This window comes from Streptococcus suis S735, assembly GCF_000294495.1.
Lineage (GTDB): Bacteria > Bacillota > Bacilli > Lactobacillales > Streptococcaceae > Streptococcus > Streptococcus suis.
This window is the reverse complement of sequence record NC_018526.1, coordinates 385,137-401,248: the sequence shown is the minus strand read 5'-3', so window position 1 is coordinate 401,248 and position 16,112 is coordinate 385,137. Positions and strand designations below refer to the sequence as shown.

Annotated in this window: 16 protein-coding genes and 1 other RNA gene; 4 read left to right on the top strand and 13 right to left on the bottom strand. The window is 40.4% G+C overall.

Annotated elements, in window-relative coordinates; genetic code table 11:
• Window positions 1-28: 28 nt before the first annotated feature.
• From rpoZ to YYK_RS02015, 3 genes are all read right to left on the bottom strand, one after another.
• Window positions 29-343 carry a DNA-directed RNA polymerase subunit omega gene (gene rpoZ / locus YYK_RS02025; protein WP_004194153.1) on the bottom strand — a complete coding sequence of 105 codons (315 nt, stop codon included), beginning with the start codon at window positions 341-343 and terminating at the stop codon, window positions 29-31.
• Between the two features lie 23 nt (window positions 344-366).
• Window positions 367-993, bottom strand: coding sequence for a guanylate kinase (gene gmk, locus YYK_RS02020; protein WP_012774981.1), 627 nt, complete (start codon window positions 991-993; stop codon window positions 367-369).
• 154 nt (window positions 994-1,147) lie between these two features.
• Complete coding sequence (locus tag YYK_RS02015; RefSeq protein WP_011921986.1) at window positions 1,148-2,761, bottom strand: ribonuclease Y; 1,614 nt, start codon at window positions 2,759-2,761, stop codon at window positions 1,148-1,150.
• Window positions 2,762-2,890: 129 nt separating this feature from the next.
• On the opposite strand from YYK_RS02015, the gene YYK_RS02010 reads away from it, so the two are divergent.
• A complete protein-coding gene (locus YYK_RS02010) occupies window positions 2,891-3,373 on the top strand; it encodes an S-ribosylhomocysteine lyase (RefSeq protein WP_004194159.1) in 483 nt (160 codons plus the stop codon).
• Window positions 3,374-3,755: 382 nt separating this feature from the next.
• On the opposite strand, the gene YYK_RS02005 is transcribed toward YYK_RS02010, so the two are convergent.
• From YYK_RS02005 to YYK_RS01990, 5 genes are all read right to left on the bottom strand, one after another.
• Window positions 3,756-5,210: a cell division site-positioning protein MapZ family protein gene (locus tag YYK_RS02005; protein WP_011921984.1), complete on the bottom strand. Its 1,455-nt coding sequence runs from the start codon at window positions 5,208-5,210 to the stop codon at window positions 3,756-3,758.
• A 9-nt stretch (window positions 5,211-5,219) separates the two neighbouring features.
• Window positions 5,220-6,386, bottom strand: coding sequence for a THUMP domain-containing class I SAM-dependent RNA methyltransferase (locus YYK_RS02000; protein WP_011921983.1), 1,167 nt, complete (start codon window positions 6,384-6,386; stop codon window positions 5,220-5,222).
• A gap of 53 nt (window positions 6,387-6,439) precedes the next feature.
• An RNA gene (gene rnpB / locus YYK_RS09830) (RNase P RNA component class B) lies at window positions 6,440-6,804 on the bottom strand.
• A gap of 138 nt (window positions 6,805-6,942) precedes the next feature.
• Entirely contained in the window at window positions 6,943-7,278 is a 336-nt protein-coding gene (gene gpsB / locus YYK_RS01995) for a cell division regulator GpsB (RefSeq protein WP_004194167.1), read from the bottom strand.
• A gap of 67 nt (window positions 7,279-7,345) precedes the next feature.
• The gene (locus tag YYK_RS01990; protein WP_004194171.1) at window positions 7,346-7,885 is read right to left on the bottom strand and encodes an SLOG family protein; all 540 of its coding nucleotides are present in this window, start codon (window positions 7,883-7,885) and stop codon (window positions 7,346-7,348) included.
• 65 nt (window positions 7,886-7,950) lie between these two features.
• On the opposite strand from YYK_RS01990, the gene recU reads away from it, so the two are divergent.
• From recU to rsmG, 3 genes are read left to right on the top strand one after another with little or no spacing between them, the layout of a single operon-like run.
• The gene (recU, locus tag YYK_RS01985) at window positions 7,951-8,568 is read left to right on the top strand and encodes a Holliday junction resolvase RecU (protein WP_004194173.1); all 618 of its coding nucleotides are present in this window, start codon (window positions 7,951-7,953) and stop codon (window positions 8,566-8,568) included.
• A complete protein-coding gene (pbp1a, locus tag YYK_RS01980; protein WP_014636231.1) occupies window positions 8,549-10,723 on the top strand; it encodes a penicillin-binding protein PBP1A in 2,175 nt (724 codons plus the stop codon). Before recU ends, pbp1a begins: the two co-directional genes overlap by 20 nt.
• A gap of 58 nt (window positions 10,724-10,781) precedes the next feature.
• Window positions 10,782-11,495: a 16S rRNA (guanine(527)-N(7))-methyltransferase RsmG gene (rsmG, locus tag YYK_RS01975; RefSeq protein ID WP_011921980.1), complete on the top strand. Its 714-nt coding sequence runs from the start codon at window positions 10,782-10,784 to the stop codon at window positions 11,493-11,495.
• Window positions 11,496-11,536: 41 nt separating this feature from the next.
• On the opposite strand, the gene YYK_RS01970 is transcribed toward rsmG, so the two are convergent.
• The 5 genes from YYK_RS01970 to trhO all read right to left on the bottom strand — a co-directional run bounded on the left by YYK_RS01970 (window position 11,537) and on the right by trhO (window position 16,073).
• The gene (locus YYK_RS01970) at window positions 11,537-11,740 is read right to left on the bottom strand and encodes a cold-shock protein (RefSeq protein ID WP_004195223.1); all 204 of its coding nucleotides are present in this window, start codon (window positions 11,738-11,740) and stop codon (window positions 11,537-11,539) included.
• A gap of 159 nt (window positions 11,741-11,899) precedes the next feature.
• On the bottom strand, window positions 11,900-12,733 hold the full coding sequence (locus tag YYK_RS01965; RefSeq protein WP_011921979.1) for an energy-coupling factor transporter transmembrane component T family protein: 834 nt from the start codon (window positions 12,731-12,733) through the stop codon (window positions 11,900-11,902).
• The gene (locus YYK_RS01960) at window positions 12,730-14,403 is read right to left on the bottom strand and encodes an ABC transporter ATP-binding protein (protein WP_011921978.1); all 1,674 of its coding nucleotides are present in this window, start codon (window positions 14,401-14,403) and stop codon (window positions 12,730-12,732) included. Before YYK_RS01960 ends, YYK_RS01965 begins: the two co-directional genes overlap by 4 nt.
• 117 nt (window positions 14,404-14,520) lie before the next feature.
• Window positions 14,521-14,763, bottom strand: a complete 243-nt coding sequence (locus YYK_RS01955; RefSeq protein ID WP_011921977.1) for a VOC family protein — start codon at window positions 14,761-14,763, stop codon at window positions 14,521-14,523.
• 326 nt (window positions 14,764-15,089) lie between these two features.
• A complete protein-coding gene (trhO, locus tag YYK_RS01950) occupies window positions 15,090-16,073 on the bottom strand; it encodes an oxygen-dependent tRNA uridine(34) hydroxylase TrhO (RefSeq protein ID WP_009909407.1) in 984 nt (327 codons plus the stop codon).
• Window positions 16,074-16,112: the final 39 nt, after the last annotated feature.

Here is a 16,112-nt window from a genome sequence, read left to right as displayed (position 1 = left end):
GGATGGCAATCCCAACCGAGTCTTGTATCTAAATCTTTTCGCCTTCTTCTTTTTCTTTAGCAATTTGAGCTTTGATTTTACGCTCTTCTTCTTCCGCCAAACGTTTAGCCTCTTCGGCACGGCGACGAACAGCCTCACGTTTCGCTTCTGGGTCTGGATGGATGACTACATTACCTGATTCAATTTCTTCCAAGGCGCGTAGGGTGGATTTCACTGAGGTGAATTCTTGAGTTGGTTTGGCACCTGCTTCCAATTCATGGGCACGCTTAGCCTCAAGAATAACCAAAGAATACTTAGATGGTACCTTATCCAACAAGGTATCAATTGACGGCTTCAACATCATAATGCGATTCTCTCTTCTTTCTTTTATCGTTCTACTATCTGTTCACGAATCATTTCATCGTAGCGACCAATCACTCGGTCTACACGGAAATGTTCTGCTTCGATTATACGCTTGACACGCTCAGCAGCCAACGGAACTTCATCGTTCACAACTGCATAATCATACTCACGCATCAAGGCAATCTCTTCCTTGGCACGTTCGATACGTTGAGCAATAACTTCCTCACTATCCGTTCCGCGACCAATCAAGCGATCTTGCAACTCCTCCAAGTCAGGTGGTGTCAAGAAAATGAACACCCCATCTGGAACCTTTTTCTTCACTTGGAGGGCACCCTGTACTTCAATTTCTAAAAAGACATCAATTCCCTTATCAAGAGTTTCATTGACATAGGTCAGAGGTGTTCCATAGTAATTTCCAACGTACTCTGCATATTCCAACATTTGACCCTGGCGAATCAAATCTTCAAATTCCTCACGACTACGGAAGAAATAGTCAACTCCATCAACTTCTCCCGGTCTCTGTGGACGTGTCGTCATGGATACAGAATATTCAAATTTATTATCAGAGCTTTCAAAAATTTCCTTTCGAACTGTTCCTTTTCCAACACCAGATGGACCAGAAAAGACAATGAGTAAGCCTCGCTCTTTCATGATATCTCCTTTTAAATCTTTCATTCTAGTGTAACAAAATTTAGCATGAATTTCAACTGCTTTTAAATACGATTAAAATATTTTCTATTTTCTATTCCCAACCCAAAACGAACTTTGAGCCAGTAGAAAAAGAGCCCTTCGGACTCTTCTACATTTACTTAGCAACATCTGTTGCTCTTGTTTCACGGATAACTGTGATTTTGATATTTCCTGGATAATCCAGATTATTTTCAATTTTCTCACGAACATCATGGGCCAAGATGGTAATCTGATCATCAGTGACCTTGTTAGGATGAACGATAATCCGAATTTCACGACCAGCCTGAATAGCATAGGATTGTTTAATCCCTTCAAAACTGTTGGCGATTTCTTCCAAGTCTTGCAGACGTTTGATGTAGGCTTCCATAGATTCACGACGTGAACCTGGACGAGCAGCGCTCAGAGCATCTGCCGCAGCCACAATGACTGCAATAGTACTTGTTGCTTCTACATCGCCATGGTGACTAGCAATCGCATTGATAACAATTGGATTCTCTTTATATTTCTTAGCTAATTCTGTACCGATTTCAACGTGGCTTCCATCCACCTCACGGTCAATAGCTTTACCAACGTCATGTAGGAAACCAGCTCGACGTGCCAAATTCACATTCTCGCCCAATTCAGCAGCAAGTACACCTGCTAATTTAGCAACTTCGATTGAGTGGCGAAGAACATTTTGTCCATAAGAGGTACGGAAATGCAAACGCCCCATGATTTTAATCAAGTCTGGATGAAGGTTTGGTGCCCCAACTTCATAAGCAGCAGCTTCCCCGTACTCACGAATACGGTTATCCATCTCTACACGATGTTTCTCAACCAACTCCTCAATACGAGCTGGATGAATACGACCATCTTGAAGCAAGGTCTCCATGGTCATACGGGCAATCTCACGGCGAATCGGATCAAAACCTGATAGAACAACCACTTCTGGTGTATCATCAATGATAACATCGATACCTGTGAGACTTTCAAAGGTACGAATATTTCGACCCTCACGTCCAATAATCCGTCCCTTCATCGCATCATCCGGTAAATGAACCGATGTAATCGTCTGCTCAGCCACATATTCACCTGATATGCGTTGCATCGCTTGGGCTAACAAGTCCTTTGCCATCTTGTCAGAACGTTCTTTTACTTCACGCTCTGCTTCCTTGATACGAGTCGCAATTTCATGCGTCAGTTTATCACGTGTATCGGTAAGGATGATTTCCTTCGCCTCTTCTTGACTGAGGGCCGCCACTCGTTCTAACTCCAAAGCTTTTTGTTCTTCGAGTTTTACAACTTCTTGTTCACGCTCATCAATGTGCTTAGCTTTATCGGTCAGACTTTGTTCCTTTTGTTCCAAAGTCTTTTCCTTGTTGGTCAAATTATCGTCTTTGCGGTCCAAACTGGTCGCACGCTCTGTCAAGCGTGATTCGATTTGCTTCAACTCTTGACGTTCTGACTTAAATTCTTCTGCAATTTCTTCTCGGTACTTACGAGCTTCTTCCTTAGCTTCCAAGAGTAATTCTTTTTTCAAGGTCTGGCGATCGCGCTCAGCTGTTTTTAGAATAACCTCAGCTTGCTCTTCTGCTCGACCACGAACATTACTAGCTTCTTGTTCTGCGTTTAAAAGTGTCAATTCTGCAGTTTCTTTTGCAGATTTCATCTTCAAAGAAATGGCAAAGTAACCTAATACTAAACCAATGAGAGCAGAAACAAGTGTCACTACTACTGTAATGATATTCATATTTCTACCTCTTTTTTTATAATTCGATTTTCACAAAATCTGTATCTATTTTATCATATTTGAAACGATTTCACAATTCCAAATTGTCAAATATGGTATAATAAATTCATCACTTATTTGGAGGAAACCATGAAAAAAGAAGTCACTGTCGAAAGCTTCGAGCTAGACCACACTATTGTAAAAGCACCTTACATCCGCTTAATTTCTGAAGAAGTCGGACCAAAAGGAGACATTATTACAAACTTTGATATTCGCCTTATCCAACCCAACGAAAATGCAATGGATACAGCTGGTCTACATACCATCGAGCATCTATTAGCTAAACTAATTCGCCAGCGCATCGATGGGCTAATCGACTGCTCTCCTTTCGGGTGTCGGACAGGTTTCCACATGATTATGTGGGGAAAACAAGACTCTGAAAAGATTGCTCAAGTCATCAAGTCGAGTTTGGAAGAAATTGCAGAAGGCATCACTTGGGAGGATGTTCCTGGGACAACCATTGAATCATGTGGTAACTACAAAGACCACAGCCTTCATTCAGCTAAAGAATGGGCCAAACTAATCCTTTCTCAGGGAATCTCTACAGATGCCTTTGAAAGAAAACCAATCTAACAAAAAAAGCGGATACACCGCTCAGAACGTAGACAAACTCCTAAAAATATATAAAATTGAAGAAGTTTGCGAAAGATAGCAAATCATTAAACTCTTAGAAACATTGATATTTCGGCGTTTCTGAGAGTTTTTTTATAGTCGAATGAATTAGCTTTCAGACAAGGAACCGAGGTGCAGGTTGCTAGCACAGCCTAGTGGCTGTGCTAGGTTGGAGATATAACTTGCAAAGCAAGTCACTTCTGCAGAGTACGGCAAGCCGAAAGTGACGATGTATCAAAGTTAATTCAAATGACTATATTTTCAACACAAAGAAAAAAGATTGAAGGAAATTGTCCAAAATGAACTTTTTCTTCAATCCGAAGCAGATAAACCGCTTTTTTGTTTAATAATCCAAGGCATCAGAATGACCAGCACCATTACCGACAAAGTAGCCTGTCTTACAATTTATAGAGAACAAGTAGGTCCCATCTGGTTTAAACATATTGTAGTAGCCATTGCCGTTGATAATATTAACTTTTTCCAAGATATATTGATTGCCTGTTATATACCCACGTTGTTGCGAGATAGTCACAATATTTTCAAGAATACCTGGATTGAAATTCCATGCTTCATTGTTTACATCATCAATCATCGCTTGATTATAAGGAACACGACTGCGGTCACGTTGCAAGACGACACCAGCTGGCACGGCAATACCAAAGTCGGTTGTTGAGCCTGAAACCGTTGTTGAAGCGACTTCTGTTGTCGCTGGTACACCAGTAGATACAGTTTCATCAGCACCTTGGTTTCTTGTAACTGCAGCCTCACTTGCTACCGTAGCCGAAGCGACTTCCTGTTGTGAACGACCAAAATTCACGACCGATGCCAATAGACTGTCAACCGCACTAATCCCTGTCGTTGTCGCAGAAAGAGATTCTCCTGATTTAACCGTCGCCGTTGTATCAATTTCACCATTAACAACGACTTCTTTATCAAACTGACCATTAATGGCCTGAATGGCTGCAATGGCTTTTTCAAGATGATCATACTGTTCTTTAGCTTTGGTATAACTGTCCGAATTCTTATCCAATTTTTCCAACAGCACTTTCAGTTCTGCTAATTTACCAAACTCTGAATTTTTTAGCTTGGTCAAACTACTATCCGTAAAGAAACTATTATAGAGCTGTTCAAAAGCTGTCACATTCGCATCTGTCGAACTTGATGCTGTTGATGACGTCTGGCTTGTACTTGTTGAACTTGAAGAAGTCGCAGTATTCGATTTGTTAACCGAATTCATCCAAACCAGCGCCGTCGCCATTACACCAATCATTGAAAGCCCTACTGCTGACCAGAAGTAAAATTTCTTTTTCTGATCCCTATCTGCGCCCTCACTATGGTCCAAGTCTTCGGTTTCATCTTCTTCCAATTCTAAACTAGAATCATCTGCCACTGAAGATAACCCCTCCATTGCTACGGTACTTGCAATCACTGTTTCTTCCAAGGTTTCCATCGGAGTTACCGAAAGTTCTTCTACAATAGGAGCAATCTCCTCACTAACTTCCGTAAGAGAAGACTCATTTGCTTCTACCTCTTCCGCGCTTTCATGTCCTTGATTTTTTTCCTCATCAGCCACCTCAACTAAAGGAAGATGATTGATTTTGGTTTCAAATTTTTGAGATTCAATTTCTGCGCGGTGTTGCTTGATGTAACGATCCAAGAGACCATCATCTTCTGTCACACCCGCTTCAATCTCCTTATGTTTTTTGACTGCTTCTTCGATTGTTAAATCTTTCGCCACTTCAAAATCTAAAACTTTCTCCTCATCCAAAGGAAGATGATGACTATTTTTTTCTCCCACGATGTCCTCCTATCCTTGCACTTCTTGCACTTGACGTTTCACTCGTTGACCAAAAAATTGATAAAGATCCACTTTTAGGGTCCCATTATACAGTTTGCGCTTCTTATCCGCTTGCTGTCCAAAACGGGTTTCAAACAACTCATCACTAGTTAGAATAAACTTAGACCATGTTTTGAGTGGTTCAAAAGTCTCCCCCATTTCTCGATACAGGGTAACAATGGCTTCATCATCCAACAAACGTTCTCCGTAAGGTGGATTAGAAATAATGACACCATTAATTTTATCTGTACGCAAGTCTTGCACACGCATTTGCTTGAAAACAATATCCTGCTCAACTCCTGCCGCAAATGCATTCTTCTTCGCAATTTCAATCATACGAGCATCAATATCTGATCCAGTAATATCTAATACCAAATCTGTTTTGATAGAAGCTTGTGCTTCTTTGCGTAATGCAACCACCAATTGATCCTCAACCCACGGCCATTCCTCAAATGCAAAACTTCTCTTCAAACCTGGGGCTATATTTTTAGCCAACATAGCTGCCTCAATACAGAAAGTTCCCGATCCGCAAGTAGGGTCAATAAGCGGTTTATCTGGATACCAATTCGATAATTGCAAAATAGCAGCTGCCATATTTTCTTTGATTGGTGCGCCACCTTTTTCCACCCGATAACCACGTTTGAACAAACTAGAACCTGTCGTATCAATCATGACTGTCGCCACATCTTTCAAAATCGACACTTCAATTTTAAACTCTGCCCCCATCTCTTGCAAGGGAACCCCTTCGGGACGAGAGAAGTGTTTCTGCAGTTTCTTTACAACTGCTTTCTTAGAAATAGCCTGCACACTTGGTTCATTATGCAATTTCGATTTGACACATTTGGCCTTGGAAATGGGGAACTTGCAGCCTAGAGGCAAGTAATTTTCCCAATCCAAGTTAAAAACTCCTTGGAACAACTCTTCAAAAGTCTTTGCTGGAAATTGTCCAACAATGATTTTAATTCTATCTGCTGAACGCAGCCAGATATTGGTTTCGATAATGGATTTTACATCTCCTTGGAATCTAACACGGCCATTTTCCACTTGGCATTCATAGCCGAGATTACGAATTTCTCGACCCACAACCGCTTCCAGACCAGCTGCTGCCGTTGCAATCAACTCAAATTGTTTTTTCATTTTTTTCCTCTACAATAAAAGCTAGCAGAGCTAGCTACCTATTTTATGCAATTTTCTGTAAGCCATGTTTTGTTCCAGTGGTACTAGGTTCTACCACCTTCGATAATCATCTGTCTACTGTCTAAACAGTCAGGATTTCTGTTCATTTCCATCCATCCCATGCCCCGACCAAAGTTTGGGTTGCTAGCTTGAGGGGTTTACCGCGTTCCATTTTTTACGTTTCCATAAAAACTTCGTCACTGTGGCACTTTCAGATCTACTCTGACATATCAAAAGACTTAGCCATTTTAACCGCCGTAACGCCCAAGGGCGTCCCTAGGCTTATTGATTCGCCTAGCACAAACACTACTGGCATCTCAGCCAGTGCTAGCATGGACTTTCCTCATGGTAGAAAACTACCACGCGATTATCCAAAAATTGCACCTTAATTATCTTAGAAGTTGTATCTACAAAGCAAGCCACTTTAAATCAAGGAATATCTCTGACACAAATACAGAATGTATTTGTGCACAAGAAAATAACTGCGAATAAAGTGTCAGTTTAGGTGTACAATTTTCTATTCTTGATCCTGAACGATTTGTTTTCCAAATACTTCTTTCTCCAGACGATTCAGACGGCGGAGAATATCAAAGTTTGTCGCTGAAGATGGACGTTCTGTACGCAATACATCGTTCGATTCTTCAGTAGGAAGAGTTGTTTTGGGAGAATTTGCTGCCTGCGCTTTCAATCGAGCAATTTCGCCTTTTAATTCCTTGATAATCGCTTCATAAGCATCATAGTCTTTCATAATATCATCAAGAAAATCGTTCACTTCATCTTGATCATAGCCACGAAAACCAATTTTAAAATCTTGCTCGAAAATATCTTTTGTCGTAAATTTAATACTTGCCATCTCTCTCCCTAATCTAAAACGTCACTACTCCTATTATATTAAAAAAATAGGGAAAAATCAAGTCAAATCACTCAGAATTTGAAAAATTTTCAGCCTCCTCATTCAATTCCTCAAAGGTAAGCGTTTTTCTATTATATCCTTCTTTCTTTAAGACCATGTGATATAAATATTTCAAATTGGTTTCATTTTCAGAATCGTAAAACAAATAACAACCTGTCGTATTATCCAGTAAAAACTGGTTATAGTCTCTAAATTGCCCTGGGTTTTCATAGCGTGGATAGGCATACTTTACAAAATCAACCTGCTTAAACCGTGCTAACTTTGCTTGGTTAGCCTCATTCCACTGTTCGCCATGATTTTCAAATGGAAATATTGTTGCAATACTCAGTTGATACCCCTCGGCTCGCAAATCTTCTAAGACTTCTAAGGACCAGTATTCAAAACCCAATTGACCTGTCAGTATAAACCAACTAACACCCTCTTCTAAAAAACGAATAAAATTCCTACGAATTGCAGATTTAATAATGTGCAGTCGAGGATCTTTTTCTGAAAAAATTCCCAGGTCTGTATGTCTATAACCTGTTACCAAAAGGCTCTTAGTATCCATTTCTTGTACTCTTTTCGCTAATTATGGTATAATATGCTGATATTATTTTATCAAGAAGGAGTTCTATGGTCAATTATCCTCATAAGGTGTCAAAAAAAATCAATAGAACCAGTCCTATTTCATCCCAGCGAGTAAACTTTGCTAATCGCGGAATGTCTTTTGAGGCCGCTATCAACGATAGCAATCAATATTACCTTGCGCACGATATTGCTGTCATTCACAAGAAGCCAACTCCCGTGCAAATTGTAAAAGTTGATTACCCCAAACGGAGCCGTGCTAAGATTGTCGAAGCATACTTTCGACAGGCATCTACCACAGACTACTCTGGTGTTTTTAAAAGACATTATATTGATTTTGAAGCGAAAGAGACACGCCAAAAAGCATCCATGCCCATGAAAAATTTTCATGCGCATCAGATTGAACACATGAAACAGGTTGTTAAACAAGGTGGTATTTGTTTTGTCCTTCTTCACTTTTCAACATTAAAAGAAACCTATCTCTTGCCAGCCACTCATTTGATCGAATTTTATCAAGTAGACATGGGTAGTAAGTCGATGCCTCTAACCTTTATTCGACAATACGGCTTTGAGATTCAAATGGGGCGTTTCCCCAGCATCCCATATCTGGAAATCGTTGAAAAAAATCTATTAGGTGGTGAATCTTTTGAAAACTACAACAATTAAAAAAGCTCTTCTAATCACTGCAAATATTTTACTTGCGGGGGCTATCATTGCCTGCCTGGCCGGAGCTGCATTGGTTGTTTACTACATCCAAAGCGCTCCAGAATTGACAGAAGAATCTTTGACAGCAACTGTGTCAAGTAAAATTTATGATAAGAACGGAAATCTTATTGCAGATTTAGGAGCAGAAAAACGTTCGAGTGCCAAGACTGAAGAAATTCCAACAGACTTGGTAAATGCGATTGTCGCAATCGAAGACCAACGTTTCTTCAATCATAGAGGAGTTGACGTGATTCGTATTGCAGGTTCCCTGATTAATAACTTGAGCGGAGGACGTTTGCAGGGTGGCTCGACACTTGACCAGCAGTTTATCAAGCTGACTTATTTCTCGACATCCGTAGAAGATCAAAATCTAAAACGGAAAATTCAAGAGGCTTGGCTAGCTACTCAATTGGAACGTCGCAATACCAAACAAGAGATTTTGACCTACTACATCAACAAGGTGTATATGTCAAACGGTAATTACGGTATGAAGACTGCTGCTCTTGCTTTTTATGGAAAAGAGTTAAAAGATTTGACTCTTCCTCAATTAGCTCTTTTAGCAGGAATGCCCCAAGCGCCAAACCAATATGATCCTTATACCAATCCAGAAGATGCAAAAGCACGTCGCGATTTGGTATTGGCTGAGATGCTGGAAGAAAAGTACATTGATAATACCCAGTATGAACAAGCTGTTCTAACACCTGTAACAGATGGTTTGCAACCACTATCTAATGCAGCTGCTTATCCTGCTTATATGGACAACTATCTGAAACAAGTCGTTGAAGAAGTTGAAGCAAAAACAGGTTACAACTTGCTGACAACAGGGATGGATGTCTATACGAACGTCGATCCTGCCGCCCAGCAGCAACTTTGGAATATCTACAATACAGATATGTATGTCAGCTATCCAGATGATTTATTGCAGGTAGCTTCAACGGTTGTGGATGTTTCTAATGGTAAAGTCGTTGCGCAATTAGGGGGTCGTAAACAAGAAACAAACGTCTCATTTGGTACCAACCAAGCCGTTGAAACCAACCGTGACTTCGGTTCTACAATGAAGCCAATCACAGACTATGCTCCTGCTTTTGAAAACGGCATTTATACATCTACAGCAGATTTAATCTTAGACGGTCCTTATAACTATCCTGGTACACCAACTCCTGTCAATAACTGGGATAAACAATACTACGGTAATATCTCTGTTAAGACTGCCATTCAGTATTCTCGAAATGTTACCGCCGTTAAAGCATTGGAAGCTACGGGCTTAGAAAATGCCTTGAAATTTTTGAATAGCGTTGGTATCAATTATCCAGATATTCATTACTCTAATGCTATTTCAAGTAATACATCCGATACTAGCAGTAAGTATGGAGCAAGTAGTGAAAAAATGGCTGCTGCCTACGCTGCTTTTGCCAATGGTGGTACTTACTACGCTCCACAGTATGTCAATAAAATTGTCTTTAGTGATGGAACAGTAACAGAATATGCTCCTAAAGGGACCAAAGTCATGTCTGCCGAAACAGCCTACATGATGACCGACATGATGAAGGCTGTTATGTCTTACGGTTATGGATTAAACGCTTCTGTTAGTGGTGTTCCTATGGCCGGTAAAACAGGTACATCAAACTATACCGATAGCGAAACGGATACTATTCTAGCTTCAATTCCAGAAGCAAATTATAGCTACATGGTCGTTCCTGATGAAAACTTCGTTGGATATTCTAGTCAGTACGCAATGGCTGTTTGGACCGGATATACCAATCGTATGACTCCTATCCTTGATAACAGCATGCGAATTGCAACAGATGTCTACCACAATATGATGCTCTTTATGCATTCGGACTATACAGCTACCGATTGGGAGATGCCAAGCGGACTCGTACGTTACGGTTCCAACTACTATCTCAGAGGTAGTCGCTCACTCTCCAATGCTTATAATACTTACACTAGCTCTAGTACAAGTTCTTCTAGTTCGACTGAAACTAGTGAAACAACCGAAGCGACGACAACATCAAGCGAAACATCATCTGGAACTGCAACCGAGACTGCAACTTCTTCAACTGAAACTGCAACAACAGGAAACAATCCCGCAACGGGACAGACAGATGGTCAATAAGAAAATTCCCAGACTCTTCTGGGTTTTTCTTTTGCTTAAATTATGATAAGATAAGATTATGAAACCTGAAGTATTTTATAAAACCTTGGCAGACCAAGGTATTCAATTAACTGACCAACAAAAACACCAATTTCATCGCTATTTCCAACTATTAGTGGAATGGAATGAAAAAATCAATCTGACAGCTATTACCGAGGAAAGCGAAGTCTATCTGAAGCATTTCTACGATTCTATCGCTCCACTCCTGCAAGGCCATATTCAGAACGAACCTCTTCGGCTTTTAGATATTGGAGCTGGAGCTGGATTTCCTAGCCTACCTATGAAGATCATCTTTCCGCAACTAGATGTTACCATCATTGATTCTCTTAATAAACGAATTAACTTTTTACATTTGCTTGCCGAAGAACTAGAGCTTGAAGGTGTTCATTTCTATCATGGTCGTGCAGAAGACTTTGCACAAGATAAGAACTTCCGTGCACAATTTGACCTTGTCACAGCACGCGCAGTTGCCCGCATGCAGATTCTTTCTGAATTGACTATTCCTTATTTGAAGCTCCACGGAAAATTAATCGCACTTAAGGCGTCCAGCGCAGAAGATGAATTGACCCAAGCAAAAAACGCACTCAATCTCCTCTTCGCAAAAGTCATCGAAAACCACGACTATACTCTTCCAAATGGCGACCCTCGAACATTGACCATCGTCGAAAAGAAAAAGGAAACTCCAAATAAGTTTCCACGCAAAGCTGGTATGCCAAATAAAAGACCCCTTTAAACATAAGAAGAGCGAGTTTCACTAAGAAACCCGCTCTTTTATTATCCAATTTTTGTAATATTGGTTGCTTGAAGACCACGTTGGCCTTGCTCCACTTCAAATGTCACTTTTTGACCATCTTCCAACGATTTGAAACCATTAGACTGAATTTCAGAAAAGTGTGCAAATACATCTGGACCGTTTTCTTGAGCAATAAAACCAAATCCCTTTTCTGCATTAAACCATTTAACTGTACCTTGTACCATTTGTGTTACCTCTTTTTATTTATTTGTAAAACTTATCAAGAGGAAAAACAAAAGATGAAACTGATACTTAAACTCTAAATTTATTTACATTCCCTACTGTAACAGTATATTTCCTATATGTCAACGATAAAGGGTTGATAAGTCCAATAAACTCAATAATCATCGCCACGGATTATAGAATCGCCCCTGATTAACAAAAAATAGATAGATTGTCACCACTACTAGAGCAAGAATAAATAGCAAGACAGCGTAATCTATTCTCTGTAGAGGCTGTTGGGTATACCATGTTCTTTTTTTATTTTTTCCAAAACGTCGCAATTCCATAGCCGTTGAAATCGTATCAATCCTCTCCAAGGAGCTGAAAATCAGAGGAATGACAAGGGATAGATTCCCTTTTATACGATCCATCAATTTTCCTTTCTTAGACAATTCCAAACCACGCGCTTCTTGAGACATTCGAATCGTATAAAACTCTTCTTGAATATCTGGAATATAACGCATGGTCAAACTGACGGCGTAAGCAACTTTGTAGGATACCCCAATTTGATTCAAGCTGGAAGCAAACTGGCTAGGATGAGTGGTCATGAGAAAGATAATCGCTAAAGGAACTGTACAAAAATACTTCAAGAGAAGATTCACCAGATAAAATGCTTGCTGACTCGTCAAGGAATAAACTCCCAGACCTGATAGCAAGGGAGTGTCTGCTCCGTAAAGTTCCACTCCATACCGTGGTGCAAACAAGTGAACCATCAGGGCATTCATTGCAGCAAAAATGATTGTCAGAATTAAAACAAGAGAGATTTCTTTATAACGAATCCCTGACATTTTAAACAAGGCTAGAGAAAATACTGCGATAAAAAGAATCAAGCGGGTATCGTAAGTAATCATAGCAAGAATGGAAACTATGAGAAAAAAGAGTAATTTACTGACAGCCGATAAACTATGAATCAAGCCAGTTCCTGGATGGTAACCAATTAGTTTTTGTTGACTCATCTTCCTCTCCTTTCTTCCTGCATATAAAACGTCGTTAATTCTAAGGGATTAACTCCCACCCTCTCCGCCAAGTGAAAAATTGATGTTTCTTTTAAATTGGCTCGCTCAATCACCGTATCATCAGATAAAATTTCTGCTGGACTGGCATCTTCAATAATCTGCCCATCCACCACAACAACAGCTCTATCTGAATAATCTAGCATGAGTTGCATGTCATGGGTAATCATGACAATGGTGTGCCCTTGAGCATTTAATTGATCCAAAAACTCCATCATTTCCCGATAATGTCGTTGATCTTGTCCTGCTGTTGGCTCATCTAGCAAAATAATTTCTGGATTGAGAACCAAGATAGATGCTATCGTTACCCGTTTTTTCTGCCCATAGGAAAGTGCCGAAATCGGCCAATTACGAAACGGATACAGGCCACATACTTTCAAGATATGGTGAACTCGGTGTTCAATTTCTTCTTCTGTCACCCCTCGCATGCGCAAACCAAGAGCAACCTCATCAAAGATCATCGTTTGGCTAATCATTTGGTTGGGATTCTGAAGAACATAACCAATCCGTTCTGCTCGCTCTTTGACAGAATCTTCTTTGATTGACTGCCCCTTCCAGAGAATCTCACCCTCACCCTGAATAAAACCACAAAGCACCTTTGCTAAAGTAGATTTCCCAGCACCATTTTTTCCAACAATAGCTAGACGTTCCCCCTTATGAATCGTCAGTTGAATGTCTGTAAGAACTTGTTTGTTAGGATAGGAAAAATAAAGATGCTTGACTTCTAACAAAGCCTCTTTCTCTCCATTTTCAAAGTGTAGAGTCGGTAGGGATGCTATATTCAAAGCCTCAATATCAATTTCCCAAACTGAAGAGAGGCGTTCTGCCTGCGCAATCGGATATCCTAAGGCGCGAAGAGTCGATAGATATAAGGGTTCACGGATGCCGTTTTCCTGTAACAATGAGGTACGTAATAAATCATCCGGTCCTCCATTGAACAAAATCCGACCATCATTAATCAATACAACTCGGTCCACCTGACGATACAGTACGTCCTCTAAACGGTGTTCGATAATAATGGTTGTGGTCCCTTCTTGCTTGTGCAGACGGTCAATCAAATCAATCGTATCTTGGCCCGATTTGGGGTCTAAATTAGCAAGTGGCTCATCAAACAACAAAATAGGACTCTCATCAATAAGAACTCCGCCCAGACTGACACGTTGCTTTTGACCTCCAGATAAATCTTGTGGTCGATGTGCCAGCAAATCGGTCAAAGACAGTCTTTCTGCCCAATCTCCTACTTTTTGCTTCATCACCACCTGGCTTTCCATGTCGTTTTCCAAAGCAAAAGCTAGGTCCTCGGCAACTGATAAGCCAATGAATTGACCATCTGTATCTTGGAGAACCGTTGATACGAGCAAGGACTTATCATAAACTGAAAGATTAAATGCTTCCTGACCATCCAATAGTAAACTTCCGCTATGTTCTCCCTTGTAAATATTGGGAATAATACCATTAAGACATTGTCCAATCGTCGACTTTCCTGAACCAGATGGGCCAATAATCAGAACTTTCTCTCCCTGATAAATCGTTAACTGAATATCTTTTAAAGTGGGTTCCTGTTGCGCTTGGTATTTAAATGTAAAATCTTTAAACTCAATGATTTTTTTCATAGGACTATTATAGCGTAAATTGACTCTGAAAAAAAGGAAGAATCATCAGTTTCTCCCTTTTCAAATAAGTTCATCTATGATTCTAGAGCAGATGAATTCTAACTTCCTACATCACAATCACATTAAAATGATACCATCAAGGTCCGTAAAACTTGCTCCATAAAAGCCACGGGCATCTGTCGGGCATCCTGTAATTTGCCCGCCATTTGCTTCAACACGCTCGATAATTCTATCTACTTCTTCCCTACTCGCCACATTAAGCGAAATCAAGACTTCATTGCCACTCGCTACTACCTGAAATGGTACGCGTTGAGCAAAGCTATCTGCCTGCATCAAAATCAAGTTGCCACCCTTAGGCAAAGTCGCAGACTTAATATCTCCAAACGTCGCAACTGCAAAACCGATTGCTTCATAAAACCGACCAGCTATTCAAGGTCTGCTACTGCTAATACTCAATGAAAATCAAAAGTGACCGAGGAAACGAAGCCGAAGATAGAACTGAAGTTCATCAAGGCAAGTTGACAACGGATAATGTTGATTTTCGAAGGGGATAAGTTCATCCAAAATGACTTCATCTCCTTCTCTTTTCTAATTGATAGGCTTCGTATAGAATGGACTGAAAAAATATAAAGAATTCTGATTGCACAAAAAAATTGCACTGATTTTTCAATGCAATTTTGGTATTACTAAGCATTTGCTGGAGTAAGAGTTTCCCCAATCGCTTCCAAGCGTTCTGCCCATTCTTGACGAGTCAAGCCGTTTTCAGAGATGTAACGGTTGCGCTCATGAGCACGGCATTCAGCTGAACAGCCACGAACATACTTGTGCTCATTCTCTTCTGATGTCAAAATACGACGGTTACAGAATGGATTGCCACAGTTGACATAGCGCTCACATGGTGTGCCATCGAACCAGTCCTTACCAACGACAACTGGGTTAACATGGTTAACATCGACCGCGATACGCTCGTCAAAGACATACATCTTCCCATCCCACAATTCACCACGAACTTCTGGGTCTTTACCATAGGTTGCGATACCACCGTGGAGCTGACCGACATCCTTGTAGCCTTCACGAACCATCCAGCCTGAGAATTTTTCACAGCGAACACCACCAGTACAATAAACAACTACGCGCTTGTCCATGAATTTCTCTTTGTTATCACGGACCCATTGTGGCAACTCACGGAAGTTGCGGATGTCTGGACGGATCGCACCACGGAAGTGACCAAGGTCATACTCATAGTCATTGCGTGTATCCAAAACAACTGTATCTTCGTCCAAGAGAGCTTCTTTGAACTCTTTTGGTGATAGGTAGGCACCTGTTGTCACGAGTGGGTCAATATCGTTGTCAAAGTCGTTGTCTTCTAAACCAAGGTGAACAATTTCTTTTTTATAACGAACAAACATTTTCTTGAAAGCTTGCTCATTTTCTTCATCAATCTTAAACCACAAATCGCTGAACAATGGGTTTGCATGAACGTAGTCCATGTACTTTTGAGTTGTTTCATAGTCACCAGAAACAGTACCGTTGATTCCCTCATCAGCAATCAAAATACGTCCTTTTAGTCCGATAGACTTACAGAAAGCTAGATGCTCAGCAGCATATTCTTTGGCATTTTCAATTGGAACATACTTGTAATAGAGTAGAACGCGAATATCTTTTGACATAGTGTCTCCTTTTCAATCTTTGCAATAGATGATAAAACT